At 33.9% G+C, this 15,997-nt stretch carries 14 protein-coding genes; 1 reads left to right on the forward strand and 13 read right to left on the reverse strand.

The window, feature by feature from the left end:
* On the forward strand, window positions 1-1,139 hold a 1,139-nt coding region (locus tag ACTJIW_RS21875; RefSeq protein ID WP_440718483.1), incomplete at its 5' end, for a T9SS sorting signal type C domain-containing protein.
* 74 nt (window positions 1,140-1,213) lie between these two features.
* Here ACTJIW_RS21875 and ACTJIW_RS21880 read toward each other — a convergent pair.
* The 13 genes from ACTJIW_RS21880 to ACTJIW_RS21940 form a co-directional block, all read right to left on the reverse strand.
* On the reverse strand, window positions 1,214-2,383 hold the full coding sequence (locus tag ACTJIW_RS21880; RefSeq protein ID WP_440716568.1) for a beta-ketoacyl synthase N-terminal-like domain-containing protein: 1,170 nt from the start codon (window positions 2,381-2,383) through the stop codon (window positions 1,214-1,216).
* Window positions 2,384-2,507: 124 nt separating this feature from the next.
* Window positions 2,508-3,779 carry an adenosylmethionine--8-amino-7-oxononanoate transaminase gene (gene bioA, locus ACTJIW_RS21885; protein ID WP_440716567.1) on the reverse strand — a complete coding sequence of 424 codons (1,272 nt, stop codon included), beginning with the start codon at window positions 3,777-3,779 and terminating at the stop codon, window positions 2,508-2,510.
* Window positions 3,780-3,805: 26 nt separating this feature from the next.
* Window positions 3,806-4,438 carry a dethiobiotin synthase gene (gene bioD, locus ACTJIW_RS21890; protein ID WP_440716566.1) on the reverse strand — a complete coding sequence of 211 codons (633 nt, stop codon included), beginning with the start codon at window positions 4,436-4,438 and terminating at the stop codon, window positions 3,806-3,808.
* 191 nt (window positions 4,439-4,629) lie between these two features.
* Window positions 4,630-5,490 carry a TraB/GumN family protein gene (locus ACTJIW_RS21895; RefSeq protein ID WP_440716565.1) on the reverse strand — a complete coding sequence of 287 codons (861 nt, stop codon included), beginning with the start codon at window positions 5,488-5,490 and terminating at the stop codon, window positions 4,630-4,632.
* Window positions 5,491-5,552: 62 nt separating this feature from the next.
* Window positions 5,553-5,954, reverse strand: coding sequence for a GxxExxY protein (locus tag ACTJIW_RS21900; protein WP_440716564.1), 402 nt, complete (start codon window positions 5,952-5,954; stop codon window positions 5,553-5,555).
* A 43-nt stretch (window positions 5,955-5,997) separates the two neighbouring features.
* The gene (locus ACTJIW_RS21905) at window positions 5,998-7,134 is read right to left on the reverse strand and encodes an aminotransferase class I/II-fold pyridoxal phosphate-dependent enzyme (protein ID WP_440716563.1); all 1,137 of its coding nucleotides are present in this window, start codon (window positions 7,132-7,134) and stop codon (window positions 5,998-6,000) included.
* Between the two features lie 76 nt (window positions 7,135-7,210).
* On the reverse strand, window positions 7,211-7,849 hold the full coding sequence (locus ACTJIW_RS21910; protein ID WP_149205968.1) for an NAD(P)-dependent oxidoreductase: 639 nt from the start codon (window positions 7,847-7,849) through the stop codon (window positions 7,211-7,213).
* 187 nt (window positions 7,850-8,036) lie between these two features.
* Window positions 8,037-8,546, reverse strand: coding sequence for a hypothetical protein (locus ACTJIW_RS21915; RefSeq protein ID WP_121359836.1), 510 nt, complete (start codon window positions 8,544-8,546; stop codon window positions 8,037-8,039).
* A gap of 135 nt (window positions 8,547-8,681) precedes the next feature.
* Window positions 8,682-8,966 (reverse strand): hypothetical protein, encoded by a 285-nt coding sequence (locus ACTJIW_RS21920; protein ID WP_012022905.1) that lies wholly within the window; start codon window positions 8,964-8,966, stop codon window positions 8,682-8,684.
* Between the two features lie 247 nt (window positions 8,967-9,213).
* On the reverse strand, window positions 9,214-9,495 hold the full coding sequence (locus ACTJIW_RS21925; protein ID WP_012022906.1) for a F0F1 ATP synthase subunit epsilon: 282 nt from the start codon (window positions 9,493-9,495) through the stop codon (window positions 9,214-9,216).
* A gap of 82 nt (window positions 9,496-9,577) precedes the next feature.
* Window positions 9,578-11,089 (reverse strand): F0F1 ATP synthase subunit beta, encoded by a 1,512-nt coding sequence (atpD, locus tag ACTJIW_RS21930; RefSeq protein WP_012022907.1) that lies wholly within the window; start codon window positions 11,087-11,089, stop codon window positions 9,578-9,580.
* Window positions 11,090-11,325: 236 nt separating this feature from the next.
* On the reverse strand, window positions 11,326-12,900 hold the full coding sequence (locus ACTJIW_RS21935; RefSeq protein ID WP_440716562.1) for an SGNH/GDSL hydrolase family protein: 1,575 nt from the start codon (window positions 12,898-12,900) through the stop codon (window positions 11,326-11,328).
* 85 nt (window positions 12,901-12,985) lie between these two features.
* On the reverse strand, window positions 12,986-15,775 hold the full coding sequence (locus ACTJIW_RS21940; RefSeq protein ID WP_440716561.1) for a TonB-dependent receptor domain-containing protein: 2,790 nt from the start codon (window positions 15,773-15,775) through the stop codon (window positions 12,986-12,988).
* Window positions 15,776-15,997 lie beyond the last annotated feature (222 nt).

Below are 15,997 nucleotides of genomic sequence, written 5' to 3' on the forward strand. Positions count from 1 at the left end.
CTCCGGGAGAAGGATACAGCGTGAGAGGTCCGCAGAATTTTGATATTGTTACGCCGAGCATTCAGACTGCTTCATTTACAGGAGTTCCTAATAATGGAGATGTCCCTAAAACTACTGTGCCAAATAAATTTAATTTACTTGGAAACCCATATCCTTCAGCTATAAATGGTATAAAACTTATCGGCGATACCAATATTGGAACCATTTATTTATGGACTCATAATACGCCTCCGGCAAATGACGGTTCAAATAAATACAAATATGCCTCTTCTGATTATGCGGCCTTTAACTTATCGGGAAGTGTTAGAAACGGCGGAGATGCGACTGGTCCAACAGGATACATTGCTGCCGGACAGGGATTCTTTGCCAAACCTGTTACCAGCAGTATCACCTTTACAAACGATATGAGAGTGGGAGGTAATAATGGCAGCTTCTACAAAACGGCAAAAACTGAAAACTTGGAAAGAAACCGTGTATGGCTGAATTTATCCAATGCTGAAGGAGCCTTCAAACAAACTTTAGTAGGTTATATAGAAGGAGCAACAAACGGGTTAGACTTGAATTACGATGCGGCGAGCTTCAACGGAAACACTTATGTAGATTTTTACAGCATTAACGAAACGGCTAAATTTTCAATTCAGGGACGAGGACTGCCTTTTGAGAACAGTGATGTAATTCCGTTAGGATACAAAACAACAGTTGCAGGAGATTTTATGATTTCAATTGATCACGTTGACGGGTTCTTTGATAACCAAAATGTATATCTGGAAGACAAAACAACAGGAACTGTTTCAGATTTAAAAGCTCAGGACTATACTTTTAAAACAGAAGCGGGAACTTTTACAGATCGTTTTGCACTTCGTTACACTAATAAAACATTAGGAACTGGTGATTTCGAGAATGTAAAAGACGGACTTTTAATTTCTGTAAAAGACAAAACTATCAAAGTTACTTCAGCAAAAGAAAACATTAAAGAAGTAAACATTTTCGATATTACAGGAAAACTGATTTACAATAAAAAGAAAGTCGGAAATACTGAATTATCAATCTCAAACCTTCAGTCAGCCGATCAGGTGCTGCTTGTAAAAGTTAATCTTGAAAACAATGCCCAGGTAACCAGAAAAGTGATCTTTAAATAGAATTACACTTCTTAACCCAAATAAAAAATCCATTTGCCATGTAAGACAAATGGATTTTTTATTTTAAGATATATCTATGCTTTTTCAATTAAAATACTGACTGCATTTCCTCCAAAACCAACTGCATTTACCAGCACTTTTTTAATTGTTTTGCTCTGATTTTTTGTTTCTGAAAACGGGGTTTCAATAAAAGTATCGTGTTTCATCATTAACAATGCTAACTCCAGACTTAACATTCCTGATGTGCCAAAAGTATGGCCAATTTTCCATTTATTTGTTGTTAAAAAAGGCAGCGATGAACCAAAAACTTTTTCAATAGCTCTCAGTTCTGTCAAATCACCCTTTATTGTTCCGGGTGCATGCATGACAATAACATCTACACTTTCTAAATCAACATCTTTTAAAGCCATTTTCATAGATTTTTGGAAACAGTCTGCTTCAGCAGAAATTGAAATATTATGCTCCAAAATTTCAGTTGCAAAACCCACACCTGTTACATAAGCAATCGCATTTTCTTTTTCTCCTGCTTCTAAACAACAAACCGCTGCTCCTTCACCCAGAATCATAGTGTTTTGGTTTTTCTCAAAATCTAAAGCCAAATTAGGCCAAGAATCAATATTCAGATTAAGTCGGGAATATATTTTCAAAGCTCTCATTTGTCCAATTGTAAAATCTGTTAAAGGAGCTTCACTTCCTCCAACTAAAAACTTATCTGCCATTCCTGATTTTAACCAAGCCACACCATTCAAAAGTGCATGAAGAGCAGTTGAACAAGTAATAGAATGCGAAATTTCAGGACCTGAACTTTGCAGATCATGTGCAATCCAAGACGAAATATTTCCTAAAGTAGTTGTTGGCGAGGCTAAAGTCTGTGCTTTTCCGGTTTCAAGATATTCTTTATAATGTTTTTCAAATAAATCAGTAGCGCCTCTTGAAGAACCAATATTAACCCCAAAGATATCATCAGTTTTCCATCCTGCATTTTGAACCGCTTCTCTCGAAGCTGCCAAAGCAAACAAAACAGAATTATCTAAAAATTTATATCTAATATCCTCCTCTCGTATTTTGTTTATAATTTGTTTGGATTCAGCACTTAAAACAGCGACAGAAGTTTCTTGCTGATCCAAAAAACGTTTCGTAAAACAATGGTTTTTATCAAGATATTTTTTCCAGATTTCATCACTATTGTTTCCTAAAGGAGAAATAGATGAAAAAGCAGTTATGGCAATTTTTGGTGTATTCACAATAGTTAGTTTTGTAAAAAGATCTTTAAAAAAATGGCACACTGATTATACGGCTTTAACAGAATTCCACTAATGAAATAATTAATCTGTGTAAACTCTTTAATTCGTTAAAACTGTATACAAATTATACCATTTCTATAGCTTCTTCAATTGTGTTATATATTTTTTGAAGCTGATCAGTAGACATTATATACGGAGGTAAAATGTAAACTATATTTCCCACTGGTCTTAAAACAACTCCATTGTCAATAAAGAAATTATATAATTTTGTGCGCATTGATCCGTAATAACTTTCCTCAGAATCAGATTTTATTTCTACTGCGAAAATAACTCCCAATGTTCGTGCTGTTATTACTTTTGGATGGTTTTCGATTTTCTTTTGAAATTCTAAATGCTTAAGATTTATTCTTTCAATATTCTTTTGCATTTCAGCCGTTTGAAGCAAATCGATACTTGCTAACGCAGCTGCACAACCAGTTGGATTTGCTGTAAATGTATGTCCGTGAAATAAGGCTTTATTAATATCGTCATCATAAAACGCATCAAAAATATCCTGGGTAAAAGTTGTAATCGCCATTGGAATTGTTCCTCCGGTTAATGCTTTTGAAAGGCATATCATATCTGGTTCTTCAGACACATAATCCATTGCAAAGGTTTTTCCTGTTTTGCCAAAACCCGTCATCACTTCATCAGCAATTGTCAGAACTTTATTTTGTTTGCAAATCTGAATAAGCTTTGCTAAAGATTCAGGCTCATACATTACCATCCCGGCCGCGCCTTGTACCAAAGGTTCAAAAATAAAACCGGCACAATTGTTATTTTTAATTGCACTTTCTAAAGCATCAAAACTTATCTGCTCTTTCCCTTTTACCGGAACCGGGATTCGAACCACATCTATAAACATTCCCTGAAATGCCTGAGTATAAAATGAAATACCGCTTGCCGCCATTGCTGCAAAAGTATCTCCGTGAAATGCATTTTCAAAAGCAATAATAGTGGTTCGCTTTTCATTTTTATTGAAAAAATATTGCAAAGCCACTTTTATAGCCACTTCAACAGCTGTTGATCCATTATCAGAAAAGAAAATTTTCTGCTGATTTTTAGGGAGAATCTCCATTAGTCTTTCAGCTACTTTTACCGCCGGTTCATGCGTAAAACCTCCAAACAAAACATGCTCTAAAGTAGTCAGCTGTTTATAGATTGCATCGGCAATAAATTTATTACTGTGCCCAAACGGATTTACCCACCAGGAAGCAATAGCATCAATATATTCTTTACCGTTTTCATCCCAAAGCAATGCACCTTCGGCTTTTGTAATTGCGATTGGCGTTTGCGATGTTTTATGCTGCGTATAAGGATGCCATAAATATTTACTGTCTTTTTCTGTTAATGTCATCTATGTAATATTGTAGATTTGTGATTTTAGATTTTAGATTTCTCTAATGATAGTAAATCATTTCGGAACATATCTGCATATTCAAGAATTACATTTTGATCAAAATACGGTTCTTCGTCAATTCTTCCAATGCATTTTATTTTGGTTTTATTCAGAATTAAACTTTCTGTTGATTTGTTTTCGCTTCCGCTGAAGATAATTCCAGCCACTTCAAATCCTCTATTTTGAATTGCTTCAATTGTTAGCAAAGTATGATTTATGCTCCCAAGATAATGTCTTGAAACTACTATAATTTTATAATCGGGTTTTATTAAATCAATGATGGTTTCATTTTCGTTTAATGGAACAAAAACACCACCCGCACCTTCGATAACTAAATGATTTTTTGTTTTGGGTTCCAGAATCTGATTCGATTCTATTGTAATTCCATCAATCTCTGCCGCCAAATGCGGACTTGCCGGTGTTTTTAATTGATAACTGTTCTCAAAAAATTGAGTCTTTTTATTTGAAACTCTAGATTGAACTTTATGAGTATCAGAATTATCTAAATCGCCAGCCTGAATAGGTTTCCAGTAATCGGCCTCTAAAGCTTCAACAATTATAGATGAAGCTATTGTTTTTCCAACATCTGTCGAAATTCCTGTTACAAATATTTTCATAAGTATTAGACCGCAATGTTAATGATTAAACAGATAAACACGGATTTTTTACATTTCACATCAAGTCTCAAATCAATAATCAGCAAAAAATTACCGCATCTGTTTTATTAGTGGACTGTCAACAAAAGTACCAATAAAAAAGTAAACCCATCATTACGATGGGTTCTGTTTATCATTCTTCTTTTAAAACCTTAATTCAGAATTGGTTTTACTTTATATCCTGCTTTTCTCAGTAAATTAATAACTCCAAATTCTCCTCCCAAATGAGCTGATCCAACGGCAAAAAAGATACTTTGTTTTTTTATTAATTCGGCCATACTTTTTACCCAATTTAGATTTCTTTCATCCAAAATAATCTTTTTTGTTTTCTTACTTGTAAACCTTTCGTCTGTTGTAATATTGTATAATGATTCAATATTTTCAGCTTTGTAAGTCGAAACTAATTTTGCTGTTTCTTCCGGTACAGATTCGTCAAGCATTGCAATGATTTCATCATCTGTATAAGCATTCTCAAGTATTACAAATTGGTCTTTTACAGATTCAAGTCCGCCAATTTCAATATTTTTTTTCTTAGCCTGTTCTATAAATTCCATTTCGTAAAATTTTAAATCAGTACAGCCAAAAGTTTTCATTGAAATCAAACTCATAACGGTCAACAGACTAAAACTGTCAACTTGTTTTACTGTCATTCCGGTTGTTTTTTTCAAAATGTCATCTAATTTGGCTAACTGTTCCGGAGTTAATTTTTTACTTAACGGTTCTTTTCCCATTGCCAGCTGCTGCATTTGAGACATTTCTTTTGGATCTGAAAAGTTGATTTCTAACATTAATTTTTCTGAAGATTCAAAAGCTTTTTTCGTTTTATCTGTTAAAAAATAATCCGATGAACAAATCATGTGTATTGTTCCGTATAAGTAAGAAGGTTTTGAAAGTCCGTTTCCCGAAACTTCCCATAAAAGAGAGTTTTCTAGTTTTGGAGATTGGGGTTGAGCTTGTGTTTTTACTCCAAAAAGGATGATTGCAACTATAAATAACTTGAATAAATTTTTCATTTGAGATGAGTTAGGTGATAAATGAAATTTATTTGGCCCACAGATCAAACTGATTAAACTGATTAACGAGGCATTAAATTTGGTTTTCTGTTATTTGTGTAAATTAAGCGTTTAAAATCAGGGCTTTCACCAAAATTAAGAAGTAAGCCGACTTCAATTTTTGTCGATTTTAGATAATTCATTAATTGAGCAATATGTGAACTTAACAAATATTCACAAGCTTTTAATTCTATTATAATTACATCATCAATTACTAAATCAGCATAATACTCTCCCACTAATTGATTCTTAAAATATACTTTTATCTGTTTCTGAGCTTCTACTTTATAACCTTGTGTTTTTAGTTCCAAATACATTGCGTTTTGGTAGACTTTTTCCAGAAATCCATAACCTAATTGATTATAAACATCATAGAATACTTTTAAAATAGTTTTTGATTTTTCTTTATGTAATAAGTCAGACATTAATGTGCAGTGTAAACCCGTTTAATTTGTTTAATCGGCGGGCCTAATATACGTAATTTCTTAATAATTCAAGTATTGAAGCAATTTCCTCTTCTGAATTATAGCTGTGAATACAGAATCGTAAACGTTCCTGGCGTTCGGGGACTGTTGGAGAAAGTATCGGTTTTACATCAAAACCTTTATCTTGCAATTCCTGAGCGAGCTTTTTTACATTTTCATTTCCCTGAACAATTGCAGATTGAATAGCTGATTTACTTCGGACAAATATTGGTTTTAAACCTAATAAATTTTTCTGTTGATTGAAGAAAACAATGTTTTGACGTAATTTTTGAATCGCTGCTTTTTCAACTTCCAATTGCTGATATGCTGTTAAAATTGCAGCAACAGAATGTGGAGATAATCCTGTGGTATAAATAAAACTTCGGGCAAAATTTATTAGATATTCTTTAAGTTCCGTACTTCCAAGTATAACTGCACCGTGGCATCCCAATCCTTTTCCGAAAGTCATAATTCGGGCAAAAATTCTATTATGCAGATTTAAATATTGAGTCAATCCTTCACCTTTTTCTCCAAAAACGCCTAAAGTGTGTGCCTCATCCACTACAAGATAACAATTGTATTTTTCAGAAAGCTGCACTAATTCTTCTAAATTTGGAGTATCTCCATCCATAGAAAAAACCGTTTCGGTTACGATATAAATATTTGTGTCTGGAAATTTTAGAATTAAATGTTCTAAATCTTCTAAATCGTTATGATTGAATTTGAGGGATTTTGCGTTTGACATTGTAATTCCATCCCGAATTGAAGCATGACTTAACTCATCATACAAAATAACATCATTTCTTTGCGGTACAGCGCCAAAAAAACCAAGATTGGCATCGTAACCCGAATTAAAAATTAAAGCTGATTCTGAGTCGTGAAATTGCGAAATAAAACTTTCTGCAATTTGATACAAAGAATGATTTCCTGAAATTAATCTAGAACCCGTTGCTCCGTTTTGAAAAATTTCGTTTTCATGCAAATAAGCATGAGTGAGTTTAAAAATTGTTTCAGATCTTGAAAAACCAATATAATCATTGGAAGAAAAATCAATGAGATTATTAAACGCAGGAAGTTTACGAAGCGAATTGTTCTGCATTCGCTTTTCAAGCTTTTGATTAAGATTTTCAGGTAATTTCATAAAACAAAGTTATGAAATTGAAATTTGGTAAAAACAAACAGCGGGTTTTCAAATTCCCGCTGTTTTTTGATATATTCTAAACGGCACCTATAAAAGGCGATTGTCTGCTATAATTTGATTCAACCATTTCTTTAGTCATAAAAACAGCAATATCAAATGCGCTGATTTTATCTCCCAAACAATCTTCAACATCAACTGCAATTTCAGAACTATCGTTTGAAAATTCAATAAACGGAACACGAACCTGTGTCCAGTTTACATCACTTTCTTCTAAAAGAGTATAGGCTTTCTGACGATCTTCCTGTATTATTGGAAAATTAGCTTTCATCCAATCTGTAGCCATAATTGTTTTGGAACTTTTTTTATCAAAAGGAGTATCAATATTTAGTCCAGCAAGCAAAACATAGCGATTTATATTATATTCCTTCATTGCCTTCAAAACATTTTTTGTTACTGCACTTGCAACCAAAGGCTCGTCTTTCCTCTGACCAATAGTACTCACAACAGCATCACAATCTTCCAGCAATACTTTTATAGATTCAAAATCGAGAGCATCGCCCTTAATAATTTCAATTTTAGAATTTTGAATTTCGAACTTTTCAGGATTTCTAAGCAGAAGTTTTACACTAAATCCTTTTTTTAATAACTGGTTCACAAGATAATTTCCAGTTCTTCCGCCACCGCCCAAAACGGCAACTTTTGATATATTTTTCATAGATATTCTTTATAAAATTTGACATAAATAATTTGCGCTTTATGAAGTTATAAAGCGTAAAACATAAAAGCTTACTGAGCTTTTATAACAAAATCAATATTTTATAAAGAGATTTTAATACTTCAAAAATAAAAAATTAATTTTAAAATTATGAAGCCCAGATCATTTTGTAAAGAATAATAATGCTTTATTTTGCTTTTTCGATCCATTTAAAGTTACCTTTTTCTGTTGCATCAAGTAAGTCAACTAGTAAACCATTTGCAATTTTAGATGCAAGGTTATATGCAGTCTGAATATTTAGGTGAACCGAAACAGATTTTTTCTTTATTTCAGAAAACCAGATCTGTACTTCATAATCTCTGTCTGTATAATTTTTATAAATAGAAACATATAGCACATCTTTAAAGATTGTGTCTTTACATAACGGGATTCTAAACAAAGTAAAAGTAAAGCGAACAGTTTTTGTAACAGAATTGGTATATACTCTTTTTGTAAAAGTTAATCCAGCAGCACAAACGAACATAAGAAACACTGCTGTAGTAAATTTTAAACCATTCATAATATCTTTTGAATAAAAAAGAGCAAACATTTTAAAAGACATTAAAACAGTAAAAGTATAAAGCGGCAATGCTAATAGAAAATGCCAAATGGGTCTTCTTGATGTATAAATTAATTCATCCAATTGTTGGTCAGCCATATTTCAAAAATATGAAAAGCCAGACAATAATTGTCTGGCTTTTCATTTATTCTCAATTTATCATCATTTTTCTATAAATCAATAAGCATTTAAACTTACATCATTGATCAATTGATGAGAAACATTTATTATCAATTAATAGACTTTATAAGTCACAGAGTTACTAGTGGTACTTATAATTGAATAAGTAGTCCCAGATGGCAAACCACGCTGAACAATATCTCGCTCAATAGGAATAAGCGGTGACTCGCAACAACTATTCCATGCACATGTGTATGTAGCACCAAATTCAACATTTACAACTTCAACTCCTTTTTGATTATCTGTTGAAGCTTTAATAACATTCTTAGAATTAGTAGTTAGAGACATTGTCCCGAAACCTAACGCAATAAGCAGCATTCCTAAAAAAACTTTTTTCATAATATCTTTTTTAAATGTTAATACACTCACAAACTTAATGTATGTTCAGTAAAATATTACAATATTTAAAAAGTCATTTTTAGCTTTTTTATTAATTTTCTGACACAAATACCTTTCAATATTTCTAAAAACCTTGAAAAGATAAAATCAAAGTTGGTTTATTTTACAAGTAAAGAAGTATAACTATAAAACATAAAAAAAGCCAAACAATAATTGTTTGGCTTTTCCATATTTTAAAAAAACTGTTTTAGTCTACTAAAACAATAATCTTATTATCTTTCATTTCGATTGTACCTGACGTAATCTCTAATGTGTAAGTTTGGTCATTAACTCTCGTAAATTTATCCGCTACCTCTTTAGAAAAGTTAAAACTTGGTGCTGTAATTTTTACAGTTCCTTTTTCTAGAATAGACACAATAGGAGCGTGATTATTCAAAATTTGAAAGCTTCCATCAACTCCAGGTAATGTAACAGATGTAACTGTTCCTGAGAATAATTTTGCTTCTGGTGATACTATATCTAAAATCATCTTTTTTTAGTTATGAGTTATAAGTTATGAGTTATAAGTGAGTAGAAAACTCATAATTTATAACTCATAATTCATAATTATATTAAGCTTCAGCTAACATTTTTTCTCCAGCTTCGATTGCATCTTGAATAGAACCTTTCAAGTTGAAAGCTGCTTCTGGAAGGTGATCTAACTCACCATCGATAATCATGTTGAAACCTTTGATAGTATCTTTAATATCAACTAATACACCTGGAATACCTGTAAATTGCTCTGCTACGTGGAACGGCTGAGACAAGAAACGTTGTACACGACGTGCTCTTGATACAGAAAGTTTATCTTCTTCAGATAACTCTTCCATACCTAAGATCGCGATGATATCTTGTAATTGTTTGTATTTTTGAAGAATTTCTTTAACTCTTTGTGCACAGTTGTAATGCTCATCTCCTAGGATATGTGGAGTCAAGATTCTTGAAGTAGAATCTAACGGGTCAACCGCAGGATAGATACCTAACTCAGCAATTTTACGAGACAATACAGTTGTTGCATCTAAGTGCGCGAAAGTTGTAGCCGGCGCCGGGTCAGTTAAGTCATCCGCAGGAACGTAAACCGCTTGTACAGATGTAATAGATCCTTTGTTTGTAGATGTAATACGCTCTTGCATAGCACCCATCTCAGTTGCCAATGTTGGCTGGTAACCTACTGCAGATGGCATACGTCCTAAAAGTGCTGATACCTCAGAACCTGCTTGCGTAAAACGGAAGATATTATCAACGAAGAATAATACATCTTTACCTTGATCAGATCCAGCTCCATCACGGAAATACTCAGCAATAGATAATCCTGAAAGTGCCACACGTGCACGAGCTCCAGGCGGCTCATTCATTTGTCCGAAAACGAAAGTAGCTTTAGACTCTCTCATTCCTGGCATATCTACTTTAGATAAATCCCATCCTCCATTTTCCATAGAGTGCATGAAATCATCACCGTATTTAATAATTCCTGACTCTAACATCTCACGAAGCAAGTCATTTCCTTCACGTGTTCTTTCACCTACTCCAGCGAATACTGAAAGTCCACCGTGACCTTTTGCAATATTGTTGATCAACTCCTGAATCAATACTGTTTTACCTACTCCGGCACCACCAAACAATCCAATTTTACCTCCTTTTGCGTAAGGCTCTATCAAATCGATTACTTTAATACCTGTAAATAAAACTTCAGATGAAGTTGATAAATCTTCAAATTTAGGAGCTTGTCTGTGAATAGGCAAACCGTTTTCTCCTGTTTTAGGTAAATTACCTAAACCGTCAATGGCATCTCCAACAACATTAAATAAACGTCCATATACGTCTGGACCGATTGGCATTTGGATTGGATTACCAGTTCCAACTACTTCATATCCTCTTGACAAACCGTCTGTAGAGTCCATAGAGATTGTACGAACAGTGTTTTCTCCAATGTGAGATTGTACTTCTAGAACTAATAAAGTTCCATCTTTTTTAGTGACTTCTAGTGAATCATAAATTTTTGGAAGTTCAACATCTTTACCGTTGAAAACTACGTCTACTACTGGTCCAATGATTTGAGCAACTTTTCCTATTACTTTTGACATTACTTATGTATTTATTAAATAGCTATTTAGGTTTATCGAAAATACCTCTTTTTTCAGAGCGCAAAGATAATTTTTTAAAATATAAAATCAATTTTTTTTTCATAAAAAATAGCATGATTTTGTTTGATTCATAAAACTCGTCCAAAAAATAACTAAAACAGCATTTTTTTAATAAAAGAAAAAAACCGCTTCACTATAAAAATGAGCGGTTTTTTTTAGACTTTTTTTTACAGCATTTACTGAATTGTTTCCGGATACTGAATTGGATATACTCCCAAATCTACATGTCGTAACGTCGAACCATATTTAGCATTTATTGCATCAACAAAGATATTAGCAATTAATCCGTAACCTCTTGCGCTTGGATGCACACCATCTAAAGAGAAAGCTCCACCGGTCGCGAAAGAAGAACTCATTGTAAAATTTCCAAATCTGATCCCTCCGCTTGCTAATTGTGTCAAAGTCGCTCTTGTATCAACAAATGCCAGTCCTTTTTCTTTAGCCACAGCTTCGATTGTTGCATTATAAGCATCTGTTGCCTTTTTTATCTCTGCAATTTCAGTTGGAATTAATACATGTTTATCCTGTAAAGGATATGATATTCCAAATGCATTTAACGGAGCCGGAGGTGCAATTCCAATTCCAGAATTCGCAGCCGTTGGAGGAAGTCCGATATCCTGCTTAGTAGGCAGTAAAATTAAATCAGTAGCTTTAGCCTGTCTAGCCTGTCCAAAAACAGCTCCATAAAAAGCCGCATTCTGAGCTCCCAACATAGGAGTAAATGCCGCTGTTAACTGAGCAGCTAAATTGGTCAGACTTTCATCTTTTATCAACAATGGGCTTGTACCTGTCTCAGAAAGCAAATTGATTCGGTCACCAGCATTTAAAGCAGTCAGCACTTGTTTTAGCGGTCCATATAACTGCGCATTAAGCGCTTTAATATTAGCCAAACCAACAACCGCATCATCTTTTCCAATTGTTTTAGCAGTAAGCGGATTGTACGGAATAGTTGTAAAATGAGGCAAAGCTGTAATATATGGTAAATTTGCCACAACACCCTTCGCTCCTTTCGCTGTTAAGGCCGTAACTAAATTATTATAAACACTTGCAAAAACTGCTGGATCCGTGATATCACTTGTTCCATAAGTCGCCGGATTAGGATTTCCAGTCTGATCTTTTCCTGTTCCTCCAGAAGTCGCATACAACAAAACATCATTTCCTCCTATAAACAAGGAGAAAAAAGTAGGATCCTGCGCTAAAGCATCAGCCAAAACTGTTGTTGAAGGACTACTGGCAAATCTAACAAAATAAGGATTTGCAGTACCAGCCATTATACCAGCTGCACTTCCATAGTTTGGAGCCAATAAGTGATAACTTTTTGCCCCCGGAACACCTAAATTATTAAATGTTCCTGTAAGATGTGCTGTAACTTCGGTAGTTGGTTTTCCCACAACATTTGTTGGAGTCTGGGTTTTTCCAATAAAATACAAACGTGTACCAGCAATTACATTTCCTCCTAACAACAAACCTCCAATATTATCATTCATAAGCGGCTGCGTAAAAGCTCCTCCACCAGCCGCAACAAATTGCTGTGCCAAAATATTTGGATACGAATTCTCTTGTCCTTTTTTAAATAAGGCATTATCACTGTAACCTGCCGCGAAAGAATCTCCAAGAGCAATATATTTTGTAAAAACTGCCGAACCGGGAACTACCGGAACTTCTTCTGGAGTATTATTATCATCATCATTATTACAAGCTGCCATAAAGGTCAAAGAAACCAATAACAGCAATTTTATATTTTTTTTCATGTTAGTACTTTTTAAATTATTACCTCTTCATTTTCACAAATAACTTCGGGGAAGCTATGTCAATTTCACATAAATAATTACATTCTTATGGATTGATAGTCCAAGAAGCAAACCACATTTGACCAATCATACCTGCTCCAATAACCTGAAGATAATCTTTTCCGAAAAGATTTGTTGCTCCAACTTTAATAACCGATTTTAATTTTGGAACTGCATAATTTATCTGAGCATCAAGAACTGTATTTTCAGGTATCATACCGTCTCCAAAAGAAGATTCCCATAAGTACTCTGAATTCCATCTTACATTTATATTAAAACCTAAGTTCTTAATAACTTTTGCATTTCCTAAAGAAGCTTTAATTCTATGTTTTGGAGTATTAAAACCAGCCACGAAATCTGGATCATCTTCCTGATTAAAATTAAATTGAGAATAGTTGTAGTTTGTGCCTACTTCAAAATCTTTATATACTTTTTTAGACAATCCTACACCAAAACCAAAAGATGAAATCTGAGCAGTAGTATTTGTATAAACCTGATACACCCTTCTATCACCAAATGCAAGAGCCTGATAAGTCTGCTGCACAGCTGGATTCGATGGATCTGTTCCAACGGTTCCATAATAAGGAGAAATAACTCTCGCTGTATTCATGAAATCATTGTAAATATTATAGTAAGCATTTAAATCTACTGATAAGTCATTTTGCACCACTGTACGATATCCAGCCTCGAAAGCCTGAACCTGTTCTGGCTTTACCAATCCAATATCCGCAACTTGAAGAACTGCCGGATTAGATGAAGCAGCAAAAGCCTGAACTGAAGCTACCGTGTAAGCATTATGATAAGCATTTTGCCCCGACATACCAATTGTTGCCGGCTGTCCTGCCGCTTGTCCTGCCGCACTTACATTTACTGTTTCTTGAAAACGGTCTAAATTTTCCGGAGCCGAACCAATTAATGCAAACGGTCCTAAATCTAAACCAATATATTGATCCTGTGTAGTAGGATTACGAAATCCTGTTTGATAAGATAATCTGAAGTTATGATTTTTGTTTGCTCCTGCAGAATACACAAACGAAATTCTTGGTGATACATTTCCGTCAAAATTCTGGCTTTTATCATAACGTAAAGATCCAGTAAATTTCAATCTATCATCTAAGAACTTTTTCTGTAATTGAGCATAAGCTCCATATTCTTTATATTCAATCGGTCCATCATAATCTGTAAAGATCGTTCCTTGCGAATCCATTACATATTTTCTCCAAGAACCTCCAACCTGAATTTCCGCCCAATCAATCATATCTTTAAAATTATAGTTCACATCTGAGTGATATAATTTTGAATGGTCAATAAACTTAGCACCTTGTGTTAAATCAGGATTTGCCACAACAGTCTTCAAAGCATTATTAAACTGTGCAGAACCCGGTTCAAACCTAGGAGATCCTGTTGGCTTTGGAATAAATGAAATTTGAGCAGGCAGCACATTATAATCTGCAAAATTTCTTGCAATTGCAGCAGATTCGTTTGCATTTGTACCCATTACAGCTCCAGCATATTGATAAGCCGTTGCATAATTCGTAAACCATTCAGTATCTGATTTTGCCGCTCTGTTAACATTCCATGCTGCAAATCTCATATCATAAGAATTTCCGGCATCTTCACTAGTAAAATAAATACGTCCGAAAAAGTTTTTACCCTTTACTTCAAATTTACCTTGCTGCATTAAGAAATCTTTTAAAGCATATCTGTTTGCTCCCTGATAAATTGTACTTCCTGTTCCAATTTTATATTGCAATATAAACTCTGTGTCATCTGCCCAAGGCTTGATGTGAGCACTAAAATCGGCTTTCATACTTTGAACCTTGTTATCTGTTAAGTCCTGCTCACGATAACCCGTTCTGCTAACTTGACCAACATTAGGAATAAAAGTAGTAACCTCGTCACCATAAATATTCAAACCATCATAATTCTGATTCATTGCATGTCCTACAGATCCGCCAGTCATACTTCTTGTATCATTTGCAATCCACTCACTTGCTTCCATGTAAGTAAAATTAGCTTTCATTGCAAAATGTTTTGTAAAGGCTTTTGCTGCTCTAATTCCAAAATCATTATAATCATTTGTGCCAGCCGCATCCTGAGACGTCTGCCCATATTTATAGTAAACACTTATGCCTTCATTTGTAAAAGGACTTTTACTGGTCATAAACATAATCCCGTTAAAAGCATTTGCCCCATATAATGCAGAGGAAGCTCCTGGAAGCAACTCTACGCTTGCGACATCAATATCTGAAACCCCAATAAGATTTCCTAAAACGAAATTCAATGCCGGAGATGAGTTGTCCATTCCGTCTACCAGCTGCATAAAGCGAGTATTAGCCACTGTAGCAAAACCACGAGTATTTACAGATTTGAAAGAAATACTACTTGTATTAAAATTTACTTCTTTCAAATTTTCTAAACCATCGTAGAAAGTTGCTGCCGTTGTGTTTTTAATTTCCTGAAGTCCCATTCGCTCGATAGTAACAGGCGACTCGATTACACGCTCAGGTGTTCTCGAAGCCGAAACTACAATTTCATCCAGCTTAGTTTCTTCATCTTTTAAAATCACATTTACTTTTTGATTTGCCGATGTTATACTGATTGTTTTAGATTCAAATCCTACAGCAGAAACTTTTAAGGTAAAAGGCAGTTTCTCATTTGTAGTTAATTTAAACGATCCGTCAAAATCAGTAGATACACCACTAGTACTTCCAAGCACAACAACATTGGCGCCAGGAATAGATTGTTTGTTACCATCAGTAACAGAACCTGTTATTGTATTCTGCGCAAAGGAAATTCCGCTGAAAAACAACATAATTAGCAAGTAGACTCTCATTAGGGTTAGTTTTTGGTTAGTTTTATTACTAGTTTATCTAGCCAAAATACAAATATTTTTAGTATTAATAAAAAATTGTTAAAAAAAACCAATAATAATCGTAATTTTTACAACAATATTAACTATTTCGTAATTAGTTTTGTTAAATTAAAATCAATGTTTATTTACAAAATCAACAACAATACTATGCATACATATAAAATTTCATAATATTTTTGAAGA

Source organism: Flavobacterium sp. 22659 (genome assembly GCF_052044235.1).
Taxonomy (GTDB): Bacteria; Bacteroidota; Bacteroidia; order Flavobacteriales; family Flavobacteriaceae; genus Flavobacterium; species Flavobacterium johnsoniae.

Excerpts from the sequence above, each read along its gene's own strand:
- ACTJIW_RS21900 (WP_440716564.1), bottom strand. The coding sequence starts at position 5,954 with ATGTCTGACTTATTACATAAAGAAAAATCAAAAACTATTTTAAAAGTA.
- ACTJIW_RS21925 (WP_012022906.1), bottom strand. The coding sequence starts at position 9,495 with ATGATTTTAGATATAGTATCACCAGAAGCAAAATTATTCTCAGGAACA.
- ACTJIW_RS21920 (WP_012022905.1), bottom strand. The coding sequence starts at position 8,966 with ATGAAAAAAGTTTTTTTAGGAATGCTGCTTATTGCGTTAGGTTTCGGG.
- ACTJIW_RS21895 (WP_440716565.1), bottom strand. The coding sequence starts at position 5,490 with ATGAAAAATTTATTCAAGTTATTTATAGTTGCAATCATCCTTTTTGGA.
- ACTJIW_RS21910 (WP_149205968.1), bottom strand. The coding sequence starts at position 7,849 with ATGAAAAATATATCAAAAGTTGCCGTTTTGGGCGGTGGCGGAAGAACT.
- atpD (WP_012022907.1), bottom strand. The coding sequence starts at position 11,089 with ATGTCAAAAGTAATAGGAAAAGTTGCTCAAATCATTGGACCAGTAGTA.
- ACTJIW_RS21935 (WP_440716562.1), bottom strand. The coding sequence starts at position 12,900 with ATGAAAAAAAATATAAAATTGCTGTTATTGGTTTCTTTGACCTTTATG.
- ACTJIW_RS21905 (WP_440716563.1), bottom strand. The coding sequence starts at position 7,134 with ATGAAATTACCTGAAAATCTTAATCAAAAGCTTGAAAAGCGAATGCAG.
- ACTJIW_RS21915 (WP_121359836.1), bottom strand. The coding sequence starts at position 8,546 with ATGGCTGACCAACAATTGGATGAATTAATTTATACATCAAGAAGACCC.
- bioD (WP_440716566.1), bottom strand. The coding sequence starts at position 4,438 with ATGAAAATATTTGTAACAGGAATTTCGACAGATGTTGGAAAAACAATA.
- bioA (WP_440716567.1), bottom strand. The coding sequence starts at position 3,779 with ATGACATTAACAGAAAAAGACAGTAAATATTTATGGCATCCTTATACG.
- ACTJIW_RS21940 (WP_440716561.1), bottom strand. The coding sequence starts at position 15,775 with ATGAGAGTCTACTTGCTAATTATGTTGTTTTTCAGCGGAATTTCCTTT.